Here is a 22,511-nt window from a genome sequence, read left to right as displayed (position 1 = left end):
AGATTATTATCTGATTTGCTGGCCGATTGTAAAGTGGAACTGTGGTCCGCTCCTCTTGCTTTCACCCTGGATTTTGTCGAAACCATAACCCCAGTCGATACCCAGCAAACCGAACGCCGGCATGAAAATCCGTGCACCCACACCCGCCGAACGTTTCAGATCGAATGGGTTGAACTCGCTGTAACTACCCCAGTTGTTCCCACCTTCCGCGAAGCCGAGTATAAAGATTGTCGCCTGCGGGTTGAGTGAAACCGGGTAGCGAAGTTCCATTACATATTTGTTATAAACAATACCTCCGCCTGACGCAGGATAACCGTTAGCAGCCAATGGTCCAACTTTCTGATCCTGGTAACCACGAAGACCGATAATATCCTGGTCCGCGAGCGAGAATGTACCCTGACCAGCCAGACCCGAACCACCCAGAATGAAGCGACCGAACGGGCTGTAACCAACCTTGTCTCCATACGCGCCCAGGAAGCCCATGTGCGCGCGGGTACTCAATACCAGCTTTCCAACGATGGTCGCGTAGTAGCTTGCGTCGAACATCCATTTGTGGTATTCCACCCAGCGGTAAGTATCGGTTTTGTCCGAGAATGCTTTCTTGCGGAACACCGAGTAAGGCGGGGTAAAAGTCGCGCTTAACGAAATATTGCTACCATTTCTCGGGAATTGGAAATCACTCAATGTGTTCCTCGAAATGGTTGTATTAAACGAAATGTTGTTCGACACCCCCTTGCTGTAACCAATACGGAAAATATCGAGGCTGTCGAGACGGTAGCGCTGGTAAGATAGCGAGTGCGTCATCACGAGGTTACGGTCCGGCTCTTTCAGACGGCGACCGAGTGAAAGCGTGATACCATTGTTATAGTAACCGCCGCGATAGCTAACCCTTCCGCCACCGCCACTCGTGTTGTATCCATAATACGAGCTCAAATCGGTCATGCGGTAAACGGTGCGTTGGAACGACACCCCGAAGTTGATCGGCTTTTTACCGCCCAACCAAGGCTCGCTGAACGAGAGCGAATAAGTCTGGTACTGCTTACCGTTTGCCTGAAAGCGCAATGAAAGCTTCTGCCCGTCACCGGAAGGCAATGGACGCCATGTTTCGCGGTTTGGAATGTTTTTGATGGAGAAGTTATTGAAAACCAAACCAAGCGTTCCTACGAAACCGATATAACCTCCCCAACCACCGGAAAGCTCGATCTGATCGGATGGCTTTTCTTCCACGGTGTACTCGATGTCCACAGTACCGTCGGACTGGTTAGGGATCGGGTTGATCTGGATTTTTTCAGGGTCGAAATAACCCATTTGCGACAGCTGGCGCTGGGTGTTGATAATCTCCGTTTTACTGAATTTCTGCCCCGGCAATGTGAACAGCTCGCGCAATACCACGCGATCGCTGGTTTTGGTGTTACCGTTCAGGAGAATGCGGTTGATGGTTGCCTGCTTACCTTCGAACATGCGTAATTCCACGTCGATAGAGTCGCCGTCAACGGCTTTTTCGGTTGGGTCAATGCGGAAATAGAGGTAACCGTCGTCCATGTAAATAGAGCTGACGTCGGAGCCTGGAATACCGTTAATCTTCTTATCGAGTTCTTCCGGGTTGTAAACATCGCCTTTCTTCACACCCAGGCGCTCGCCCAGATACGCGGATGGATACAGGTAGTTACCCGACCAGGTGATGTTGCGGTAATAATATTTCTGACCTTCATCGATTTTCATATCGATGCTGATCGTCTCGTCGCCGTTTTTGATCGTATCGAACTCGATCACCGCATCGCGGTAACCGTTTTTGCGGTAGTAGGCGATGAGTTTTTCCTTATCCTCGTCGTACTTTTTAGGAATGTATTTGGATGGGTTGAAAAGGCGGCCAATGCGTCGCTGCTTGGTACCTTTCATCTTGCGTTTCAGTGTTTTGTCACTGACAGCCGTGTTGCCTTCAATATTGATCTTCTGGATCTTCACCTTTTTGCCCTTCGTGATCGCGAAGTTCAAAGTAGCCTGGCCACGCGTCGAATCGGGGATTTGGAGGACTTTTACTTTGGTATTGTAAAAACCTTTATCCTGATAATACTTTTTGATAACCAGCTGGGTGTTTTTGATGATCGTCGGCGTAATCACACGGCCTTTGATCAGCTTCACCTTGTCATTCAGCGTTTCGCGCTCACCCTTACGGATACCTGAGAACGATACTTTATAAAGCCTTGGGCGCTCCTTGATGTGGATATTCATCCAAACCTTCTCGCCTTCGATCTTGGTCGCCATGATTTCCACATCGTCCAGCGTACCGAAATCCATCATTTTCTTGATAGACGAAGTCACTGCCGGGCCGGGAATGCGGATTTTGTCGCCCGGCTTCAGACCGGAAATGGAGATCATCGAATTCGGATCCAGGAACTGGGTACCCGAAACGGTCACTTCCGCGATCGTGTATTCTTTGGGATTGGCCGGGTCGATGCCGAGGTTGGTCGGGGCGGCGGTGGGTTTCGCGCCGCCAATGCCTACACGCTGTGCCTGTACCGAAATGCAGCAGCACAAAAGGAGTAATGCGGAAAGGCCTTTGAGGTGTGCTAATGATGTATTCAAATTTTTCACTGGGTTCATATAATTCTACTTAGCACCATTCGCTTTAATTTGTTCTCCCGTTTTGCCAAAGCGCCTTTCTCTGTTTTGGAAAGACAAAATCGCTTCGTACAAATGCTCCCGGCGGAAGTCGGGCCAGAAAAGATCTTCATAAAAATATAGTTCGGAATATGCCAGTTGCCAAAGCAGGAAGTTGCTGATCCTGTGGTCACCGCCTGTCCGCAGCATCAGGTCGACCTCGGGGCGGCTGCCCGTCGATAAATTCCCTGCTACTACTTCTTCATTGATTTCTTCGGGTAACAAAACACCGTTGCGAACGTCCTCGGCAATTTTGCGTGCTGCCTGGGTAATGTCCCACTTGCCACTGTAACCCAATGCCAGGATGAGATTCAGGCCCGTATTGTTGCGTGTCTCTGCAATTGCTTTTCCCAGTTGGTTCTGGCAGCTCTTCGGAAGGCTTGCCGTGTTTCCAATGGTATCGAGCTTCACATTGTTTTTCATCATTGTGGGCAGCTCGTTACCGATCGACTGCACGAGCAGTTCCATCAGTGCCCTCACTTCAAACTCCGGTCGCGCCCAGTTTTCGGTTGAAAAAGCATACAACGTCAGACAAGAAACCCCGAGCTCCGCACATCCTTCCGTCACTTCCCGCACTGCCTTGATCGCATTGCGATGGCCAAACACACGCGCTGCTCCCTGGTTTTGGGCCCATCTTCCGTTACCGTCCATGATAACGGCTATGTGTTTTGGCAGATTGCCCGTATCAATGAGCTCCTTCATTACTCCTGACTCCTTTTAACCTTTTTTAACAAAACAAAAACAACATTTCGAAGCACTTGCCATCGGGAATGATTTTCAGCCGCTCCGGGTTATTTCAGGAATCAACTTGCCAGTAAACAGATACGCAGCAACCGGTCAATGTGTGCCGAAATAATGCGCATTTCATTCCTTAACCCGTCCCTGGCTATTCAGAACACCCTGATGAACAACGCATTAACCTCCAAAATACCAATGGAAATTTAAACGAGGGCGCAATTTAGGAATAAGAATCAGGTCTACAAAATGAATATTCCGGTACAATCGCGGTGTAATTTGATTAATTATCAAGAAGATGGCGGATCGCGTCACTGTATGTGCTCCCGCTGGTGACTTGCGAAGCCTTGCGATCGCGCATCACGATCACGTACTTGCCGTTGAAGTGTTTCTGGATTTCCTTGATATGATGGGAGTTGACAATACCCGCCCGGCTCACGCGCAGGTAATGCTTGGGAAGCTTCTCTTCGAGCGAAGTAAGCGTGTAGTTGAGCAGGTACTTCTGCCCGTCGAGCGTATTCAGGAAAACGTATTTCTCCTCCGCCTCGAAATGCGTGATCTCCGTCATCGGTATCAACAGAATGCGGTCGCCGGATTTGACCGACAATGAAAATATTTCCTTCTTCGGCTTCATTTCTTCCAAAAGCCTCAGCAGGTTTTCCGAATAGGGATTAAAGCTACCCGAATGGCCATTCGCCGCCTGGGTAATGTTCCTGATCTTGTCGATCGTCTTCAAAAGCCGGTCGTTTTCCACCGGTTTCAGCAGATAATCCACCGAATTTTCCTCGAATGCACGGATGGCGTACTGGTCGTAAGCCGTCGAAAACACCACCAAAGGCATTTTGGTAAGCTTCGAAAGCATTTCGAAACCGTTCAATAGCGGCATTTCGATATCCAGGAAAATGACGTCGGGACGATGCTTATCGATTTCAACGAGGCCTTCCGCACCGTTTTTAGCTTCCGACACAATATCGAAAGTGTCGGTATGCTTTTCAAGCAACCTTCTGAGGCGGCTCAATGCAAGCTGTTCGTCGTCGATCAGGATCGTTTTAAGCGGAAAAAGCATGGTTGGTTTGTTGATGTTGTTCAATTGCGGATTTCTGGATGGCAATATTAACCGATTTATGCGGTTGGTTAAGCAGCTCCAAACGGGCATTGTCACCGTAAAGCAGTTTCAGTTTATCCTGAATGCTGCGCATGCCGTACCCGGCACCGAGGGTTTCCGAGAACGCCGGACCATTGTCGTGCACGCACAAATGCAGCCATTGGTCCTTCTCATAAATCTTCACCACGATATTCCCCTGATCGGCCATACGCGAAATGCCGTGCTTGATCGCATTCTCCACGATCGGCTGCAAAATGAATTTCGGTACTTGCAGGCTTTTCAGCGATTCCTCCTCTACCTCTACGGTAAACCTCAGCCGGTCGCCAAACCGCACTTTCTCCACCTGCAAATAGGTCTCAACCATTTCCAGCTCGTTTTCAATGGTATCGAAATAATCGCTGGTTTTACGGCCGGTAGTGTAGCGGAACAGTTTGGAGAGCAGCAGCGTCATTTCTTCGGCTTTGTCCGGGTCTTCGTGCACGAGGCTGGCAATGCTGTTGAGTGAATTATATAAAAAATGCGGATTAATGCGGGCCTGCAATGCGTCCAGCTCGGCGCGGGTTTTCAGTTTTTCAAGATTTAATAATTGATATTCCTGATCGGAAATCTTGCGGGAAATCTGTCGGCCCTCACGGCTTAAAAAGTAAAACACGTTCGCGATCGCCACAGGCGCCCACGCATACCAGTACCAGGGTGCATTCTGCGAAGGCTCGGACGGGTACCTTGCTACATAATCGCTCACAATGTCGGCAGCGAAAAAATAGTGTACGGCCACCGCCAGCATGCTATCGAACAAAAACACGATGATCGACAGGATAATATGTTTGGCGATCAGGCTTTTGATAACCATATCGAGCCAGGTAGTAAGCCCCTGCGTGACCAGGATCGTGCACACACCCGTCGCGATGTTGAGTATCACCAGATATTTATAGAACGCCAGCCGGATAGGCTCTTCGGTGAACGACAGCTCAGCAGTGAAATAAGCAATCGCATTGAAACCGTACAATATCACCGCGCCGAGTATCGCCGCCACCAGCGTGCCTACCCAGCCCTGGTTCTGGATAATGGCGATCAGGCTGAAATCCTGCCAGTTGAATGATTTTTCCTGTGAAGTAAAACTAAAATTAGCCCCCTCTACCCTTGCCCCGCTCAAATCCACGTCGGACATGCTACTGAAACTCAGATCCGCATTGCGCAGATCGGCGTTCCGGAAAGTCGTCCGGTCGAGGGCCGAGAAACGAAGTTTTGCATTGCGCAGATTCGCCCCGTCGAAGTTGATATCCTTCAAACTCGAAAAGCTGAAATCTGCATTTTCCAGATCCATATTACTGAAATCCCTTCCGTCCAGCGATGAGGCCGTCATGCGCAACCGTTTCGTCTTGATATCGTCCATGCTACTTAAACCCTAAACGTTAATATCAGTTTGTCTGAGAAAGCATCCATTCGGTTTCCATTTTGCCCCAATCCGGGTGAATACCCGATTCCGGCTTGAAGGCGGTGAATTTCTGTTGCGCCTTTTCGAGCATTGGCTTGGCTACCTTTTTGCCGCCGCCGTATTCTTCCGGGGTAAAGAATGCGCTCGACGCTTCTAGGTAATAAATGCGCGGGTTCTCGGCATTGATCGATTTCGCCGCTTGCAGGAAGCCTTGAAACTTCTCGCCATCCGTCTGCCAGCGGTTCATGGGGTCCGCCGCTAGATGAATCTGGGATTGGTAAGCTTTCAAAACCTCGATTTCATCGTTCGGCTTTCCGGCAACGCCCTCCGCGTCTTTCAATAAGGCATTTGCCTTGTCTAGATACTGATCTTTTTCAGTCAGGGTTGGAGCCACAAAACCCAAAAGTACATTGGCATAGGCGGCATAATATTTCGGCAACCATTCTTTTGGCTCGGCGGCGGCAATGCGTTCGAAGCGGTTGGCGATTTCCACCAGCGCTTTCGGATCGGGTTTGGAGCGGTCGATCGCCAGCAATGCATTGATTCCGTCGCCCATTGCTTTGGTATACTTCTCGTTCTGCGCCCACACCATCCCGGTTGCAAGCACGAACAGTAATGCGAATGTGAATAGCCTTTTCATGTTTTGTTTTGGTTTAAATATTTGATATTGAATTATTTAAAAATCATCTTTCTCCACTTTGGCCTTCTTCGAAAGCATAATCTGCATACCCACAAAAAAGCTGCGGTAACTCTGCGGCCCCACGGCATAGCGTGTTTTACCATCGGGCGTGTAGCGGTAGGTGAATACATTGCGGGTATTCAGGATATTATCAACTGTGGCGTAGAAGATCACCAGGTTACCTTTAATGCTTTGCAGCTTGCTGGCCTGAATGCTCACATTATGCACCGCCGGCGTGCGGTCTTTCAGGAATTCATCATTATTAGGATTGTAGTAGGGCCGGCCGCTCGTGAATGCGTAGGTAGCACTAAGGTTGGTTTTGGCCTTTTCGAACCATTTTTTGGTAATGAGGCTGATATTATGGTTTGAAATGAAGATCGGCGTGGCCGATTGTTCGTACTGCTGGAAAAGGCGTTTGGAGTCCACAAAACTGTAAGTAACCCAGTAATCGAGGTTTTTGATGGATTTCTGGTCGCGCCAGAAGAAATCAAAACCGCGGGCATAGCCATCGCCGCCATTGTTGGTAGCGCCCCAAGGGAAGCGGTAGGGGTCGGCGTCGAATCGCTGGCCGGTGAATTCGCGGACCAGCTGCGCGTAGTTTTTATAGAATGTCTCGACGCGGAATGTCCGCTGGTTTTTGATGATCTGATAGTTGAGGATCAAATGGTCGGCGCGCTCATATTTGAGGGATTTATTTAAATACAAATACCTGTAATCCGGGTTTTGGTAAAACTGCCCTGCGGCCAGGGAAATCTGACTGTACCGTCCAGTTTTATATGCGAACGACAACCGCGGCGCCACATTAGCACGGCCTATCACCGACGAATACTCGCTCCGCACCCCGATCCTGCCCGCTAATGCACGGGTAATGTAAATCTCCGACTCCACGAATGCGGCCGTATAGCGATCTTTCAGCCGGTACATCTTGCCGTCGATGCCATTTCCAATATTGATTGCATGCGCCTCGGCGCCGAACAGAATGGTGTTGTTTCCCGTGAGCAGGCGTGTAAGCACAATGCGTGCCTGAGTGCGCTCGTCGAATCGGTCGAAGTTGACGCCGTCCCAAGTCATATTATCCTTATTCCTGCTGTATGAAAGTCCGGAGTTGAGCGTCCAGCGGCCATCGGCCCAGCTGTCGGTGTAGGTACTGGTGGTGAATGCATTGTTATTTTTCAAAACCAAACGCATCTCGCCGGTATCCGACGACGGGTCTTTGCTATTCATGCTCAGATGGCTGTCGGAATACATGCCGTAGACTTTCAGAACGCCGTTTTTGGTCGGCTTCCAGCGGTAGGTTAAGGAAGTACCTTTGAACTCCGGTGCGTGGAGCCATTCTACATTCTGCTTCACGAGCTTGAATAGCGGCCGCAGGTTACCGTAGTACACCACCGCCGACACCGACTGGTTTTTATTGGCATAGTCATAATTCAAACCGGCATTCGCGAGGTTCAGACTAATGCCTAAGCCGTTGTTACTGATCTTGTCAGTCGTATTCAGCAGCAGTACCGACGACAAAGCCTGCCCGTACTGCGCCGAATAACCTCCCGTGCTGAATGAAGTGCCTTTAAACATAAACGGATTGAACCGCCCGCGCGACTGCACATCGGGTAACGAACTGAAAAACGGGTTCTGGACGATCATCCCGTCAATCACAATTTTGGTTTCCTGGCCGGAGCCGCCGCGTACAAACAGCCCCTCCTGCTCCCCTACCCGCTGTGCGCCGGGTAAAAACTGCATTGCCCCGGTAATATCTGCCGCTGCGCCTGCCGTCGTCACAATGTCCAGCGGTTTCAGCATGGCCATCCGTTTCTCGTCCGACGCCTCGAACGCGCCCGCGGTAATCACCACGGTATTCAGTTCGTTGGCCAGCTCTTCGAGTTTAATGGTCATGACGGGTATGCTTTCTTTCAGATTAAGCTTCTTTTCAAAAACCTCGAAACCTACATAGCTCGCCGCCATGGTAGCCGTGTCGGATTCGGCCGTCAGGAATACAAAAACGCCGTTCGCGTCGGTGGTACCGCCATCGTAGGTACCTTTCAGGAACACATTGGCGCCGGGTAATGCATTTCCCCTGTGGTCGGTCACCTTGCCCTGAATACTTTTTTGGGCAAAAACGGCCGGCGTGACGAATAGCAACAGACAATAAAAAAGCTTCATGGCTAATAGATTATGTGTAATTGCTGACACAAATCTATTGGCCATGAAGCCGTTTGTTAAGTGATTTCCGACGAAGTGCCGGTTTCAGCGGGATGAATTAACCCGCTGACGGAATGAAAAACCGCCGGTTTAGAGCTCTTCCAGGAGAATGTCTTTCCAGCGAACCTTGATACCGCCGCCGTCGTGGATCTGCAACGCGATCGAGCCTTCGCCGGCACCGATTTTGGCGTCGGTAAGGTCCACCATTTCGTGGCCGTTCAGCCAGGTTTGCGTGCGGTCGCCTTCCGCGCGGATGCGCAGCGTGTTCCATTCACCCATTTTCAGGAAGCCTTCTTTTTCATCGGGAATCTGCACGAGCCAGTTGCGGCCGTACGATTCGTAAATGCCGCCGGTGTCGTGGTTAGGCGGTGCCACTTCCACCTGCCAGCCCGCAACTTTGGTACCGGTCACCGTCGAGCGGAAGAATACGCCGCTGTTTCCATTTGCTTCCTGGCGGAATTTGAGGGACAGGTCGAAGTTCTTGTAAAACTTGTCGGTGGTGAGGTAACCGTACTTTTTGTCGGGGCCGCTCTCGCAGATGAGTTCGCCTCCATCGACGTACCATTTTTCGGTACCGTGGACGGTCCAGCCTTTAAGGTCTTTCCCGTTGAATAATTTGACGGGCTTCTTCAACGGATCGGCAGACGGCCCATTCAGCGCGAAAAACGCCGAATTAAGCATCAGAACGGCCGCACCGGCAACGATCAATTGTCTAAGTTTAAGCATGGTTTGTTAAGGATTAGGATTAAAAATTTGTGGTTACAAATTCCTTCAAACTACTTTTTGCATTAGTTTTACAAAAATTAACCACTTGGAAAGCTATGAAAAAAAACCGTTTTGGAGGGCGTTGGGCGACATTTTTTTTGACAGCAGGGCTATTTTCAACGATTTTGATTTCTTGTAAGGAGGACGCGGCCGATAAGGTAGGGCAGAGAACTGCCACCGATATTGTCCATGAAAATCCGGAGTTCAGCATACTTAAAACAATTTTGGATCTTGCAGCATTACCTGATGGGCTTAGGACACAAGATGCGACTTTCTTACTGCCGGACAATGCGGCTTTTCAGAAAGCAAATATCCCCAGTTCGGTTGCTGCAAATATGACCAAAACCCAGGCGGGCCAGTTCCTGAATTCTTTTATCATCAAAAGTCTTTATGATGTAGATAGAGATCTTCCAAACGACAGCCTATCAACTGTCAGTGGCAAAAAGGTCAAGTTTGTGAAGCAGGGCAGCACTGTTAATGTAAACAATGCGGAAATTACTAAGAAGAATGTTCCGGCTGCTAATGGAGTCATCCAGATCGTCGACAGCGTTTATGTGAAAGTTATGTAGTAATAAGTCATAAAAAGAAGAACCCCGAAGCTCAGCGGCTCCGGGGTTCTTCTTTTATAAGCTAATTTTCTCAGAACTGTTCTACGTGCGAGAAGAAAAAATTCCCTTCGATAGCCGCATTCTCGTCCGAATCCGATCCGTGGATCGCGTTTTTCTCCATGGATATCGCGTACAATTTGCGGATAGTACCTTCCTCCGCATTCGCCGGGTTCGTGGCGCCGATGAGCGTACGGAAATCGGCTACCGCATTCTCCTTTTCGAGAATCATCGGGATGATCGCCCCGGATGACATATACTGGCAAAGATCATTGTAGAAGGGACGCTCCTTGTGCACGGCATAAAATTCGCCCGCACGCTCGGAAGTAAGCTGCGTTTTTTTCAGGGCCACAATCCGGAATCCTGCTGCTTCGATCAACTTGATGATGGAACCCGCATGACCATCCTTCACAGCATCAGGCTTGATCATGGTAAATGTCTTATTCGTTGGCATACGTACTTGGCTATTTTGATACTGCCTGCAAGCTACTATATTTCATTATAAAATAGCGAACCTTTCGTCCGCAAAGACCCGCCTTATGTTAAATCACCGCCTGATTGCCAGCCTTTACCGCCCATAATGAAGCAAATCCCAACAGTTTTGTTAATTTTGTGGGCTCTAAGCAAACAGGAAATACCTCTTTTGAACTAAGTTACTGTGAATCAAATCATTGAAGAGCTCCGCTCTTTTTTATCCCAACCCCAAAAAATCGTTATCACAACGCACCGCGACCCGGATGCGGATGCATTGGGTTCGTCCCTGGGCTGGGCCAGTTATTTGCTCAAAAAAGGACATGAAGTGACGGTCATCAGCCCTACCGACTACGCCGCGAACCTTCGCTGGCTTTCCGGCATGGAGCATGTGCTGGTGTACGAGAAGGCTTCGGAGCAGGGTAAATGCAAGAAAAAGATCGAGCAGGCGACATTGATCTGCTGCCTGGATTTCTCCGCATTATCACGGTTGAAAGACCTTGGTAAGGTAGTTCAGGATGCCGCGGCGCCTAAAATGATGATCGATCACCACCTCGAACCGGAGCATTTCGCGAAATGGATGGTTTGGGATACGACGGCCGCAGCTACGGCGCAGCTCGTTTATGAGTTGGTAAAAGAAATGGAAGGAGGCCTGCCTGCCGACCAGATTTTCGATATACCCATGGCCGAATGCCTCTATGCAGGCATTATGACCGACACCGGTTCGTTTCGCCATGGCAATGTAACGCCAGCCGTGCATTTGGCAGTAGCCGACTTAATGCGTACCGGTTTCGATTCAAGCCGTGTGCACCGATTAATCTACGACAATGCGCCGCTTTCCCGCTTGCAGTTCCTGGGTTATGTGCTTTCCCAGAAACTCGTTGTCCTCCCCGAATACCGCACGGCTTACATGGTGTTGACCGAAGCGGAATTACAGAAGTTCAATTCGGCATCCGGCGAAACGGAGGGGATCGTGAACTACGGTTTACAGGTTGAGAATGTAGTGATGTCTGCCATGTTCATCGAACGTAAAGGCGAGGTTAAAATCTCCTTCCGGTCGGTGGGTACCTTTTCGGTAAGAGACCTGGCGAGTGCGCATTTCAGTGGCGGCGGGCATAAGAACGCGTCGGGAGGCCGTTCAGAACAATCAGTAAATGAAACAGTTGCAAGATTTTTAAGTATACTTCCCGCCTACCGGGAAGAACTTTTGAGCGTTGACTAAACTTAAATTCCACATTCACCAAAATATCTTCTAATTAACACGTCCCAATGAATTTAAAAACAATCGGTTATGCGATGGGCATAACTATTCTCGCAGCCGCTTGCAATCAACATCGTCAGCAGGTAACCGAAAGCGGCCTTAAATACACGCTTTTCGATCACGAAGACGATGCAAGAAAGGCTAAACTGGGGGATATCATGACATTCCACCTGGTATTGAAGAATGGTACCGACTCTACGCTCCGCGATACATATAAAGAGAAGAACCCGGTGAAAATGGTGTTGCAGGCTCCTCCTTACAAAGGCAGCTTCGAAGAAGGCCTTACCATGCTCGCTACCGGCGACAGCGCCAAATTCCTGGTGAATGCGGATACATTGTTCGCGAAAATCGGTCAGCCAATGCCTCCGATGATCAAAAAAGGTTCTGAACTGACCTTCACTGTGAAAGTGGTGAGCGTTCTGACTTCGGAAGAATTCCAGAAGCAACAAGCTGAGGCTGGCAAAAAGCAAAAAGATATCGATGCGAAGACCATCGAGGACTTTTTGGTTAAAAACAACCTGAAAGCGAAAGCCAGAAAAACCGCTTCCGGTTTGGTTTACATACCACAAACAGAAGGCACAGGCGCGAGCCCTACCCCTGGCGACAATGTAAAAGTGCATTACACAGGTAAATTCCTAGATGGCAAAGAATTCGACAGCTCTAAAAACCAGGGCAAACCGCTTGATCTGCAAGTAGGCGCCGGAATGGTGATCGCGGGCTGGGATGAAGGCCTTACCCTGATGAAAAAAGGCGAAAAAGGATTACTCTTGATTCCTTCGGGCCTTGCTTACGGAACTGAAACTTACGGACCAATCCCGGGTAACTCGGTATTGCAGTTCGAAATGGAGCTGATCGACTTTACAAAAGGTGCTAAGCCAGCTGGCGCACCTGCGCTTCCGACTCCTGCTCCGGCTAAGTAATTATAGTTTTTAAATGCCACCGCAGCGGCGGACCGTGAAGGCACGAATAGACACGAAGACGTTTCGTGAATATTCGTGCCTTCGTGGTCCGCCGCTGCGGTGGCATTTAAACCCTACTTATTTTTTCGTAAAATGCACCCCATTAACACAACCTGCCCATGAAACTTTGCTTCGCTACCAATAACCAAAACAAACTAAGAGAAATCCAGGCACTCCTGGGCGACAGGTTCGAGCTCGTTACATTGTCGGATATCGGCTGCTTCGAGGAAATACCCGAGCCTTTTGAAACGATCCAGGAGAATGCCAAGGCAAAGTCAAGCTACGTACGTGAAAAATACGGCATCGACTGCTTCGCCGACGACAGCGGCCTCGTTGTACCTTCCCTTAACGGTGAACCAGGTGTGCATTCTGCCTACTACGCAGGCCCGCAGCGCAGCCACGACGACAATATCAATCTTCTTTTACGCAACCTTACCAACGAAACGGATCGCAGCGCCTACTTCCTGACCGTCATTTCACTAAGTCTCGGAAACGATTACTATGCATTCGAAGGCCGCGCGCTGGGGGCCATTATCGATGAGAAACGCGGCACCGGCGGCTTTGGGTATGACCCGGTATTCGTTCCGGATGGCCAGGACCGGACTTTTGCAGAAATGACCCTGGCCGAGAAATCGCAGATCAGCCATCGCTCCATTGCATTCGCCAAGCTGGTCGATTTCCTCGATAACCATTGACCATTTCAATTCACATTAAATCGTACGGACATGTCGGACTTTAATTCGGATGATTATCGCTACGACGGTAGCAAGAAATTTGACATTAGTAAGGCCAAAACGAGGTTCAAGGACATTTATGCCGATAAAGCCGAGTATGAGGCCATGCAGGAAGAATCGGCCAAAGAGCTGGACGAACTGCAAAGCATGATGTACGCGCACAATCGCTACGGCCTGCTGGTGATTTTCCAGGCCATGGACGCTGCCGGGAAAGACGGTACCATCAAGCATGTGCTTTCAGGCGTCAATCCGGTGGGCGTAAAAATCCACTCATTCAAAAGGCCGACGGAAACCGAACTGGGTCACGATTTTCTCTGGCGTACGAACCTGGTATTGCCTCAACGCGGTACCATCACAATTTTTAACCGCAGCTACTACGAGGAAGTGTTGGTAGTAAAAGTACAGCCCGAAATCCTGACGCATTCGCAGCGCCTTCCGGTGGAATTGACCGAAGACACGGATAAGCTTTGGAAGAACCGCTACTCGGATATTAAAAACCTCGAAAAGTATCTTTACCGGAATGGCATCCGGGTAATCAAGTTCTTCCTTAATGTATCGAAAGAAGAACAAGCCGAACGACTAATCGAACGCATTGAAGATCCTTCTAAAAACTGGAAATTCGAGGAGCAGGATGTAAAAGTGCGCGACCAATGGGCAGAATATATGCAGGCTTACGAAGACGCCATCAATGCTACCGCTTCCAAGAAAGCACCATGGTATGTGATCCCGGCCGACGATAAGAAGAACCTTCGCCTGACCGTTGCGAAAATCGTCTCCGAGGAATTAAAGAAGATGAAAATGACCTACCCCGAATCCGGCCCGCAACGGACCGAGGAGCTGAGGCATTTTATCGATATCATTAATGCGCAAACGCAAGAACCGTAACAAAAGAAAGGCCGCTGATCGTCGATCAGCGGCCTTATAGCTATGCATGGTGTGAAGTTATATCTTATTTCTTGATGGTGAAGTTACCGCCACCAATTTTGTATCCTTCTGCATACAGCTCCACATTATATTTTCCTGGGCGGAACTTGCCAGAGTTATCGTACAACATTTCCACTTTCTGGTTGTTGTTTTGATAAGCGATCGACTCGCGGGAAGTGAATTTAGATGGAGCACCATCGATTTCGAACTCACCTGAACCGGTAGCGTCGTCAGACACAACTGCTCCGTCCGGATCCAGTACCCGAACATAGATGTCTTTCGGCTCCTGGGCAGTCAAATCATTTTCCGGCAGGTTGAAAACCAGTTTCAGTTTGTCAACACGGCTCGCTTTGTATTCTTCGCGATCTTTGGTTTTACCTCTTGAATTAACTGTCAGCACTTTCAGGTTCTGCGCTTTGAGGGCAGCAGCTTTGCTTACTTTCGCGCTCAGTTCTTTGTTAGCCGCAGTGAATGTGGTAACAGAGTCTGTCAGTTCAGCCTGGCGCTGTACCAGTTTCTCGCGTTCGCTGGTCAGCGTTCCTACGTGTGTGTGCAGGGAGTCGTTACTTGCTACCAGTTGCTCGTTTTCAGCTTTCAGCTGAGCGATCATCTCGTCTTTTTCTGTCAGGAATTTTTCGTATTCCTTAATTTTTCCGAGATACTTGTTGGTTTCCACTCTTCTGCTGCGGCTGAATGCTACCTTGTCAGCTTCGAGTTTTTCCTTCATTTTGGTCAGTTCAGTAACATCACCGCCCAATTTTTCAACTTCTGCAATCTTCGCATCCAATACAGTGGAAATAGAATCCAGTTTAGTTTTGGTTACAGCCAACTCTCTTGCCTTTTCGACTACCATTGACTCTTGCTGGGTCAACTCTTGTTTCTGAGTAGTGAACAAGTAGCCGAACATGGCCGTTGCAAGCCCAAGGACAACTACCATTGCCCAGGCGATGCTTTGCTTATTTTTCTGTTCTTGTTGCATTGATATTAAGTTTTACTTGTGTGATTTAGTTTCTCATGGAGACAGGTTAAAATTAGATCCGGGTCTACATGCTGTTCTGCGTTCATTTCAAACAATTCTGTGCCGCTCAATGCCGACGGCCCGGAATGGTCATCTGATCCAAATCACCGAATCCTCCTGAAATGCAAAAAAGAGCCTCATTATCATGAATTTGGCTCTTTTAAAAGGATATTTTAAGATATGGAAAATTCTTACAAACCGCTGGTTATCTCAAACTTGACACTGGAAAATTGGGTAATGTTACCACAAAATATGGTGTGGAGGTACATTGAGAATAATGCAATTGCCCCGTTAAAATCCTATTTCCCCCCGAATGCTAAATAGCTTCTTATCTACAAAGATGAGCTTCTGGTAACCGTTTACCTCATAAGTGTTTACTCCCAAGAGGTTATCTCGTTTCACAGCATTCAGCACTATCTTCTTTTCCGAATTATAGATCTTATTCGATGCCTGGATTAATGCCTCAACGCGCAGCGGCTGCTTTAAAACCGAATCTGTATCGATTTTAAGATAAGCTACCGGCAGGTCATTTCCTGGTTTGAGGCGGTATTCATAATGCAGCGGGCCGTTTTGCACCACTTCGTAGCTCTGGCGGTAGGATGGCTTGTTAATATCTGCCTGTACAAACAGTTCGAGCTCCTTTTTCCAATCTACCTCGCGCGTCTTTGAAGCCTCATGCTTGCTTCCCAGAACCGCCGTTTTGCTCACCTCCGGTTTCTTGTCATTTAAATACTCGATCTGGTTTTCGATGAAACCTTTCAAATCGTAATACGCCTTGGGAGCGTCGTCGCGGGTTTCTTCCTGGCGACAGGAAACGAGTGAAAAGACCAGAACTGCTGCGACGATGGTAAGGAAGCGGTAATGCATGGATTTCAATGTGGCTAAAAAAACAGAGAGCCCGGGGGACCCTCTGTTAGTGAACATCAATGGATGTCTTTAAGTTTTAGAGAATGCTTGTTCCCGTCATTTCCGCGGGTTTGGCGATTCCCATCAATTCAAGTATAGTCGGCGCAATGTCGGCCAGCTTACCATTATTGATCGGCTTTTGGTATTCGTTATCCACCAGAATGCACGGCACGAGGTTCAATGAATGCGCGGTGTTCGGTGAACCGTCGTCGTTCGACATATAATCCGAGTTCCCGTGGTCGGCGATGATGATCGATGAATAACCGTGCTCCAAGCCAGTCGTTACCACAGCCTGTACACATTGATCAACAGTCTCGCAAGCCTTCACAGCCGCTTCGAAAACGCCGGTATGTCCTACCATGTCCGGATTAGCGAAGTTGAGGCACACGAAATCCACATCTTCCTTTACCAGCTCCGGTACGATCGCATCACGAATGTCGAATGCCGACATTTCTGGTTGCAAATCGTAAGTCGCTACTTTCGGGGAAGGGCATAGCAAACGGCTTTCACCTTCGAAAGGCTTTTCGCGGCCTCCCGAGAAGAAGAATGTCACGTGCGGGTATTTCTCGGTTTCAGCAATGCGGATCTGCTTCTTACCAGCCGATTCGAGCACTTCGCCGAGGGTGTTATTCAAATTGTCTTTATCAAAAATGACATCCACGCCTTTGAAAGTATCATCATAGTTGGTCATGGTGACGTATTTCAAATTAAGCTTGTGCATATTCTGCTCGTGGAAATCCTGCTGAGTAAGCACTTCGGTGATCTCGCGGCCGCGGTCGGTGCGGAAGTTGAAGCATAATACCACGTCGCCATCCTGGATCAATGCAAGCGGGGAACCGTCGGCATTGGTAGCGATAATCGGCATGATGAATTCGTCGGTAACGCCTTCTTCATAGGAAGCCTGTACGGCTTTCAAAACATCACCTGCGGGTACATGCTGGCCTTCGCCGTGTACCATCGCGTCGTAAGCGAGTTTTACGCGTTCCCAGCGCTTATCGCGGTCCATGGCGTAGTAGCGACCGGTAATGCTGGCAATGCGGCCGGTGCTTTGCGCCATCGATTCGCTGAGTTCGGTCAGGAAGCCTAATCCGCTTTTCGGATCGGTATCGCGGCCGTCGGTGAATGCGTGAACGAATACGTCGCTCAAACCACGGTCGGAAGCAATTTTGCAAAGGCCTTTCAAATGTTCGATATGCGAATGCACGCCGCCGTCCGAAACCAGACCGATGAAATGTACCCTTTTACCTTCCGACTTCGCGTAGTCGAGTGCCTGTGCAAGCGCGGGTTCGTGCGCGAGCGTACCTTCGGATACCGCGAGGTTGATTTTTACCAAATCCTGGTACACCACGCGACCGGCACCGAGGTTGGTATGGCCTACTTCGGAGTTACCCATTTGTCCATCGGGCAGACCAACGGCCAGGCCACTCGCTTCAAGTTTGCTATGCGGGTATTTTTGAAGGATGGAATCGTAGAATGGGGTGTTTGCTGCCAAAACAGCCGAACGGCTTTCCTCGCCGGACTTGGCGATTCCCCAGCCGTCCATGATAATGAGGATGACTTTCTTGCTCAATGTATGCTGAAATTAAGATGAGATTTAAAAGAGTAATGTGCTACTCTTCTTTTTTGCTTTCGACAGGCTGATTGTTTTCGTCCACAATCACATATACTTCTTCGTTGGGCCGGCGCATCATAAATTTCTCGCGCGCCCATTTTTCAAGCATTCTGGGATTTCCGAAAACCTCATTCCGCTCTTTTTTTACCTCACGGATCTTGGTTTGAAGAATCGCTTTCTCCTTTTCAAGGTCCTTCATTTTCATCCGGTTCGACATCACGATCCGGATATTGTTATTGTCGAGGAACAATATCCATATCAGCCACACGACGAATGTGGCTATATAGAAGTTCTTTAATGTGTGCAGAGACCAGAATGAGCGGTTTTTCATATTGAAATACCCTTAAACAAGAACCGGAGCGCTGGGCTCCGGCTCTTGATGGTTTGAATTAGAATTTCAATCCTGGGAAGTATGCGCTTTCGCCCAGTTCTTCTTCGATGCGGAGAAGCTGGTTGTATTTCGCCATACGGTCAGAACGTGAAGCCGAACCGGTTTTGATCTGGCCTGTGTTCAATGCCACCGCAAGGTCAGCGATCGTCGAGTCTTCTGTTTCACCTGAACGGTGCGACATGATGCTCTTATAGCTGTTGCGTTTTGCAAGGTTTACAGTATCGATGGTTTCAGTCAAAGAACCGATCTGGTTTACTTTTACCAATACCGCGTTAGCGATTTGTGATTCGATACCTTGTTGCAGACGGGTTACGTTTGTTACGAACAAATCGTCACCTACCAGCTGGCATTTTTTGCCGATAGAGTCTGTCAAAGTCTTCCAGCCAGCCCAGTCGTCTTCGTCCATACCGTCTTCAATTGAGATGATAGGATATTTAGCCACCCACTGAGTCCAGTAGTCAGCCATTTCATCAGAGCTCAATTTACGGCCATCCGATTTTTTGAAGTGGTACAAACCATCTTCGTAGAATTCAGAAACAGCAGCATCCATTGCGATGAAGATATCTTCGCCTGGTTTGAAACCTGCTTTCTCGATTGCCTGAAGTACAACCTCGATGGCTTCTTCGTTTGATTTGATATTTGGAGCAAAACCACCTTCGTCACCTACGTTGGTCGAGTAGCCTTTGCTTTTCAATACAGTTTTCAAAGTATGGAAAACCTCAACACCCATGCGCAATGACTGCGAGAATGTATCTGCTTTCGCAGGCATGATCATGAACTCCTGGAAATCGATGGAGTTATCCGCGTGGCTACCGCCGTTGAGGATGTTCATCATCGGTACAGGCAATGTGTTGGCATTGGTACCACCTACGTAGCGGTACAATGGAAGGTTCGCTTCCTGTGCAGCAGCTTTCGCAGCAGCGAGGGAAACACCCAGGATAGCGTTTGCACCCAACTTACCTTTGTTAGGCGTGCCATCCAGTTCCAGCATGATTTTATCGATAAGGTTCTGCTCGAATACGGAGCAACCGATCAGTTCAGGGAAAATGATGTCGTTTACATTTTCAATCGCTTTCAAAACTCCTTTTCCAACGTAAACGCTTTTGTCGTTATCGCGAAGCTCAACTGCCTCGTGCTTACCGGTAGAAGCTCCGGAAGGAACCGCAGCGCGGCCCAGATAACCATTCTCGGTACGAATATCAACTTCTATTGTGGGGTTTCCTCTTGAATCCAGAATTTGTCTTGCATGTACTGACTGAATCGTACTCATTTGCAGCTTGTGGTTTAATGAAATTGGAATATGGTTAACGCTACAAAATAACGCAAAAAAAATGGTCATCCATAAACTCCCGGTCATTTTAGGCTAAATTTACGGTCGAGTCAACCACACCGTTTACTATGAAAATAACCCACATTCTGACTACCATACTGGTCGGCCTGCCATTTGCATTACAAGCTCAGAAACAGCTCACTACAGAAGAATTTGAAAAACAATTGAACAAAGCCGGCGATGCACAACTCCTGGACGTACGCACGCCCGACGAGTACGGCGAAGGGCACTTAGCCAATGCAGCCAACGTGGACTACAAAAGCGCTGATTTCAAGGAAAAAATTACCAAACTGGACAAAAACAAGCCGGTATATGTGTACTGCCTCTCCGGCGGAAGAAGCGCAGCGGCTGCTACGGCATTGCATGAAAGCGGTTTCAAGGAGGTGTATGATATGAAAGGCGGCTACCTCAAATGGAACACCTCGGGCAAGGCTGTGGCCGGGGCCAACAAGGCCGGCGTGAAGGGGTTGAGTTCAGCAGAATTTAACAAAATCATAAACTCCGAAAAAGTCGTCCTGATCGACATTCACGCCAAATGGTGCCCGCCCTGCGTGAAAATGCTGCCTACCGTCGAGAAACTCCAAAAGGAATATGCGGGGAAGGCCAAAATCGAAACCATCGCATTTGACCCGAATAAAACACTGGTGAAAGAACTGGGCGTGGATGAAATTCCGGCATTCCTGCTTTACAAAAACGGGAAGCTCGTTACCCAGAAGAATGGCTTCATGGAAGAAAAAGAGTTCCGGGCACTGCTCGACGCTCAACTTTAAACTCTAAACTCTAAACTCGAACTCAAACCCATACAAGCAAAAACCCTCCACGTAATGCGGAGGGTTTTCTTTTTATGCTTTGCTTGCTTCGAGCAATTTGAGGAACTCGTCGAACAAGTAACGTGAATCGTGCGGACCTGGCGACGCTTCCGGGTGGTACTGTACTGAGAATGCCGGGTAATCCTTTCTGCGGATACCTTCGATCGTCTTGTCGTTCAGGTTAATGTGCGTAACCTCGATATCCGGGTGGCTTTCGATCTCATCCGGCTTCACCGCGAAACCGTGGTTCTGCGAAGTGATCTCGCAGAGACCTGTGATCAGGTTTTTCACCGGGTGGTTCAAACCGCGGTGGCCGTGGTGCATTTTGTAGGTGTTGATACCGCTTGACAATGCGAGCAACTGGTGACCGAGGCAGATACCGAAAAGCGGCTTAGCTGTCTCCACCATTTGACCTACATTTTCAACCGCATATTCCATCGCCGAAGGGTCACCAGGACCATTGGAGATGAAGAAACCGTCCGGATTCCATTCCAACACTTCTTCGTAGGATGTTTTTGCAGGGAAAACCTTGCAGTAGCAGCCTCTTGAAGTAAGGTTCAGCAGAATGCTTTTCTTGATACCATAATCCATTACCGCAACGCGGAATTTGGCCGTCGCCTCGTCGCCCATGAAGTAAGGCTCCTCGGTAGTCACTTCCGAAGAAAGCTCCAATCCATCCATCGAAGGAATTTTCTTCAATTCTTTCATCAGCTCCACCTCGTCGAGGATCTCGGAAGAGATAATGGCGTTCATTACTCCCTTCTCGCGCACGTGGCGTACGAGGTGACGTGTGTCCACGCCACTAATGCCTACGACGTTTGCACGTTCGAAATACTCTTGCAGAGAGAAATCAGCGGTGTCGCGCGAATAGATCTGTGAGAATGTGTTACAAACCATCCCGCGGATCTTTACCGAGCCAGATTCTTCTTCGTCTTCCAGCTGCACGCCGTAGTTACCGATGTGCGAATTGGTGTTCACGATAATCTGACCGTAATAGGAAGGGTCTGTGTAAATCTCCTGGTAGCCCGTCATGCCCGTGTTAAAGCAAATTTCGCCACCGGTGGTTCCACTTTTACCCAAAGCGAGTCCTTTGTATGCTGTTCCGTCTTCTAGCAACAACAGAGCTTCCTTTTTCTGATTCATATTATGGTTTAAATCTATTTCCCGGCGATTTTATATGTTTTTAAGACTACCGGATCAATTTTGGTGCAAAAATACAATTTTTCACTCAAAAAAAAGGGTTAAACGAAACCGTTCAACCCTTTTCCTATATTTCAATATCCGATTTCCAAACTATTCTTTTTCAGTTTCGCCTGGTGTCTCTTCTGTTTTCGGAGCTTCTTCTTCGGCAGGAGCCTCAGTTTCCGCTACGATCGGATGATCTTCTTTCTTAACAGGAGCAGCTTCAACAGCTCCTTCTTTCTTACCACCTCTTCTGCTGCGACGCGTCTTAGCAGGTTTATCGGCATTGGCAAGCAACAGTGCATCGTTGAAATCAACCAGCTCGATCAAAGCAGTTTCAGCCGCGTCACCAAGACGGTTGCCCAACTTGATAATACGAGTGTAACCACCCGGACGAGATGCGATTTTGTCTGAAACGACACCGAAAAGTTCTTTCGTAGATTCTTTGTCGTTCAGGTAAGAGAATGCTATCCTTCTGTTGTGGGTAGTATCTTCTTTCGCACGAGTCAGCAAAGGCTCAACGAACTTCCGAAGTTCTTTTGCCTTAGCCAGGGTTGTTTCAATTCTTTTGTGAAGGATCAAAGAGGAAGCCATGTTCGAGAGCATCGCCTTGCGGTGAGATGCTGTTCTTCCTAAGTGATTGTCCTTTTTACCGTGTCTCATTGTTTTGTTGTTTAGTTGCTTCGAGCGGCGCGGTCAGCGCGCTACAGAATACATACTTATGATGGAATTT

At 48.7% G+C, this 22,511-nt stretch carries 21 protein-coding genes; 6 read left to right on the top strand and 15 right to left on the bottom strand.

Features of this window, described 5'->3' with window-relative positions; genetic code table 11:
• Positions 1–6 precede the first annotated feature (6 nt).
• From bamA to BLQ88_RS16340, 7 genes are all read right to left on the bottom strand, one after another.
• Complete coding sequence (bamA, locus tag BLQ88_RS16370; RefSeq protein ID WP_090152099.1) at positions 7–2,604, bottom strand: outer membrane protein assembly factor BamA; 2,598 nt, start codon at positions 2,602–2,604, stop codon at positions 7–9.
• Between the two features lie 6 nt (positions 2,605–2,610).
• Entirely contained in the window at positions 2,611–3,363 is a 753-nt protein-coding gene (uppS, locus tag BLQ88_RS16365) for an undecaprenyl pyrophosphate synthase (RefSeq protein ID WP_090152097.1), read from the bottom strand.
• 316 nt (positions 3,364–3,679) lie between these two features.
• Complete coding sequence (locus tag BLQ88_RS16360; protein WP_090152095.1) at positions 3,680–4,462, bottom strand: LytR/AlgR family response regulator transcription factor; 783 nt, start codon at positions 4,460–4,462, stop codon at positions 3,680–3,682.
• The gene (locus BLQ88_RS16355; RefSeq protein WP_090152094.1) at positions 4,446–5,894 is read right to left on the bottom strand and encodes a histidine kinase; all 1,449 of its coding nucleotides are present in this window, start codon (positions 5,892–5,894) and stop codon (positions 4,446–4,448) included. Before BLQ88_RS16355 ends, BLQ88_RS16360 begins: the two co-directional genes overlap by 17 nt.
• 25 nt (positions 5,895–5,919) lie before the next feature.
• Complete coding sequence (locus tag BLQ88_RS16350) at positions 5,920–6,576, bottom strand: hypothetical protein (RefSeq protein ID WP_090152092.1); 657 nt, start codon at positions 6,574–6,576, stop codon at positions 5,920–5,922.
• Positions 6,577–6,612: 36 nt separating this feature from the next.
• Positions 6,613–8,772 carry a TonB-dependent receptor gene (locus BLQ88_RS16345; protein WP_090152091.1) on the bottom strand — a complete coding sequence of 720 codons (2,160 nt, stop codon included), beginning with the start codon at positions 8,770–8,772 and terminating at the stop codon, positions 6,613–6,615.
• A 129-nt stretch (positions 8,773–8,901) separates the two neighbouring features.
• A complete protein-coding gene (locus BLQ88_RS16340; protein WP_090152089.1) occupies positions 8,902–9,537 on the bottom strand; it encodes a 3-keto-disaccharide hydrolase in 636 nt (211 codons plus the stop codon).
• 95 nt (positions 9,538–9,632) lie between these two features.
• Between BLQ88_RS16340 and BLQ88_RS16335 the strand changes: the two genes are divergently transcribed.
• Positions 9,633–10,145, top strand: coding sequence for a fasciclin domain-containing protein (locus tag BLQ88_RS16335; RefSeq protein ID WP_090152087.1), 513 nt, complete (start codon positions 9,633–9,635; stop codon positions 10,143–10,145).
• A 70-nt stretch (positions 10,146–10,215) separates the two neighbouring features.
• Here BLQ88_RS16335 and BLQ88_RS16330 read toward each other — a convergent pair whose 3' ends face one another.
• The gene (locus BLQ88_RS16330; RefSeq protein WP_090152085.1) at positions 10,216–10,635 is read right to left on the bottom strand and encodes a nucleoside-diphosphate kinase; all 420 of its coding nucleotides are present in this window, start codon (positions 10,633–10,635) and stop codon (positions 10,216–10,218) included.
• 204 nt (positions 10,636–10,839) lie between these two features.
• Between BLQ88_RS16330 and BLQ88_RS16325 the strand changes: the two genes are divergently transcribed.
• From BLQ88_RS16325 to BLQ88_RS16310, 4 genes are all read left to right on the top strand, one after another.
• Positions 10,840–11,874, top strand: coding sequence for a DHH family phosphoesterase (locus BLQ88_RS16325; RefSeq protein ID WP_090152083.1), 1,035 nt, complete (start codon positions 10,840–10,842; stop codon positions 11,872–11,874).
• A 47-nt stretch (positions 11,875–11,921) separates the two neighbouring features.
• Complete coding sequence (locus BLQ88_RS16320) at positions 11,922–12,833, top strand: FKBP-type peptidyl-prolyl cis-trans isomerase (protein ID WP_090152081.1); 912 nt, start codon at positions 11,922–11,924, stop codon at positions 12,831–12,833.
• A 158-nt stretch (positions 12,834–12,991) separates the two neighbouring features.
• On the top strand, positions 12,992–13,567 hold the full coding sequence (gene rdgB / locus BLQ88_RS16315) for an RdgB/HAM1 family non-canonical purine NTP pyrophosphatase (protein ID WP_090152079.1): 576 nt from the start codon (positions 12,992–12,994) through the stop codon (positions 13,565–13,567).
• 30 nt (positions 13,568–13,597) lie between these two features.
• A complete protein-coding gene (locus BLQ88_RS16310) occupies positions 13,598–14,491 on the top strand; it encodes a polyphosphate kinase 2 family protein (protein ID WP_090152077.1) in 894 nt (297 codons plus the stop codon).
• 64 nt (positions 14,492–14,555) lie between these two features.
• Here the strand turns inward: BLQ88_RS16310 and BLQ88_RS16305 are convergent, their stop codons facing one another.
• From BLQ88_RS16305 to eno, 5 genes are all read right to left on the bottom strand, one after another.
• Positions 14,556–15,509, bottom strand: coding sequence for a DUF8428 domain-containing protein (locus BLQ88_RS16305; RefSeq protein ID WP_090152076.1), 954 nt, complete (start codon positions 15,507–15,509; stop codon positions 14,556–14,558).
• 330 nt (positions 15,510–15,839) lie between these two features.
• A complete protein-coding gene (locus BLQ88_RS16300) occupies positions 15,840–16,415 on the bottom strand; it encodes a hypothetical protein (RefSeq protein ID WP_090152074.1) in 576 nt (191 codons plus the stop codon).
• Between the two features lie 76 nt (positions 16,416–16,491).
• On the bottom strand, positions 16,492–18,024 hold the full coding sequence (gene gpmI / locus BLQ88_RS16295) for a 2,3-bisphosphoglycerate-independent phosphoglycerate mutase (protein ID WP_090152072.1): 1,533 nt from the start codon (positions 18,022–18,024) through the stop codon (positions 16,492–16,494).
• A gap of 40 nt (positions 18,025–18,064) precedes the next feature.
• On the bottom strand, positions 18,065–18,397 hold the full coding sequence (locus tag BLQ88_RS16290; RefSeq protein ID WP_090152070.1) for an FtsB family cell division protein: 333 nt from the start codon (positions 18,395–18,397) through the stop codon (positions 18,065–18,067).
• 58 nt (positions 18,398–18,455) lie between these two features.
• Positions 18,456–19,727 carry a phosphopyruvate hydratase gene (eno, locus tag BLQ88_RS16285; RefSeq protein WP_090152398.1) on the bottom strand — a complete coding sequence of 424 codons (1,272 nt, stop codon included), beginning with the start codon at positions 19,725–19,727 and terminating at the stop codon, positions 18,456–18,458.
• Between the two features lie 128 nt (positions 19,728–19,855).
• Between eno and BLQ88_RS16280 the strand changes: the two genes are divergently transcribed.
• Complete coding sequence (locus BLQ88_RS16280; protein ID WP_090152068.1) at positions 19,856–20,557, top strand: rhodanese-like domain-containing protein; 702 nt, start codon at positions 19,856–19,858, stop codon at positions 20,555–20,557.
• Positions 20,558–20,629: 72 nt separating this feature from the next.
• Here BLQ88_RS16280 and carA read toward each other — a convergent pair whose 3' ends face one another.
• A complete protein-coding gene (gene carA / locus BLQ88_RS16275; RefSeq protein WP_090152065.1) occupies positions 20,630–21,739 on the bottom strand; it encodes a glutamine-hydrolyzing carbamoyl-phosphate synthase small subunit in 1,110 nt (369 codons plus the stop codon).
• 150 nt (positions 21,740–21,889) lie between these two features.
• Complete coding sequence (gene rplQ, locus BLQ88_RS16270) at positions 21,890–22,441, bottom strand: 50S ribosomal protein L17 (RefSeq protein WP_090152062.1); 552 nt, start codon at positions 22,439–22,441, stop codon at positions 21,890–21,892.
• Between the last annotated feature and the right edge of the window lie 70 nt (positions 22,442–22,511).

The sequence above is a fragment of the Dyadobacter soli genome, assembly GCF_900101885.1.
Lineage (GTDB): Bacteria > Bacteroidota > Bacteroidia > Cytophagales > Spirosomataceae > Dyadobacter > Dyadobacter soli.
The sequence above is the reverse complement of the archived record's forward strand: the minus strand, read 5'-3'. Positions and strand labels throughout refer to the sequence as shown.

Excerpts from the sequence above, each read along its gene's own strand:
- bamA (WP_090152099.1), bottom strand. The coding sequence starts at position 2,604 with ATGAACCCAGTGAAAAATTTGAATACATCATTAGCACACCTCAAAGGC.
- uppS (WP_090152097.1), bottom strand. The coding sequence starts at position 3,363 with ATGAAGGAGCTCATTGATACGGGCAATCTGCCAAAACACATAGCCGTT.
- BLQ88_RS16360 (WP_090152095.1), bottom strand. The coding sequence starts at position 4,462 with ATGCTTTTTCCGCTTAAAACGATCCTGATCGACGACGAACAGCTTGCA.
- BLQ88_RS16355 (WP_090152094.1), bottom strand. The coding sequence starts at position 5,894 with ATGGACGATATCAAGACGAAACGGTTGCGCATGACGGCCTCATCGCTG.
- BLQ88_RS16350 (WP_090152092.1), bottom strand. The coding sequence starts at position 6,576 with ATGAAAAGGCTATTCACATTCGCATTACTGTTCGTGCTTGCAACCGGG.
- BLQ88_RS16345 (WP_090152091.1), bottom strand. The coding sequence starts at position 8,772 with ATGAAGCTTTTTTATTGTCTGTTGCTATTCGTCACGCCGGCCGTTTTT.
- BLQ88_RS16340 (WP_090152089.1), bottom strand. The coding sequence starts at position 9,537 with ATGCTTAAACTTAGACAATTGATCGTTGCCGGTGCGGCCGTTCTGATG.
- BLQ88_RS16335 (WP_090152087.1), top strand. The coding sequence starts at position 9,633 with ATGAAAAAAAACCGTTTTGGAGGGCGTTGGGCGACATTTTTTTTGACA.
- BLQ88_RS16330 (WP_090152085.1), bottom strand. The coding sequence starts at position 10,635 with ATGCCAACGAATAAGACATTTACCATGATCAAGCCTGATGCTGTGAAG.
- BLQ88_RS16320 (WP_090152081.1), top strand. The coding sequence starts at position 11,922 with ATGAATTTAAAAACAATCGGTTATGCGATGGGCATAACTATTCTCGCA.
- rdgB (WP_090152079.1), top strand. The coding sequence starts at position 12,992 with ATGAAACTTTGCTTCGCTACCAATAACCAAAACAAACTAAGAGAAATC.
- BLQ88_RS16310 (WP_090152077.1), top strand. The coding sequence starts at position 13,598 with ATGTCGGACTTTAATTCGGATGATTATCGCTACGACGGTAGCAAGAAA.
- BLQ88_RS16305 (WP_090152076.1), bottom strand. The coding sequence starts at position 15,509 with ATGCAACAAGAACAGAAAAATAAGCAAAGCATCGCCTGGGCAATGGTA.
- BLQ88_RS16300 (WP_090152074.1), bottom strand. The coding sequence starts at position 16,415 with ATGCATTACCGCTTCCTTACCATCGTCGCAGCAGTTCTGGTCTTTTCA.
- BLQ88_RS16290 (WP_090152070.1), bottom strand. The coding sequence starts at position 18,397 with ATGAAAAACCGCTCATTCTGGTCTCTGCACACATTAAAGAACTTCTAT.
- eno (WP_090152398.1), bottom strand. The coding sequence starts at position 19,727 with ATGAGTACGATTCAGTCAGTACATGCAAGACAAATTCTGGATTCAAGA.
- BLQ88_RS16280 (WP_090152068.1), top strand. The coding sequence starts at position 19,856 with ATGAAAATAACCCACATTCTGACTACCATACTGGTCGGCCTGCCATTT.
- carA (WP_090152065.1), bottom strand. The coding sequence starts at position 21,739 with ATGAATCAGAAAAAGGAAGCTCTGTTGTTGCTAGAAGACGGAACAGCA.
- rplQ (WP_090152062.1), bottom strand. The coding sequence starts at position 22,441 with ATGAGACACGGTAAAAAGGACAATCACTTAGGAAGAACAGCATCTCAC.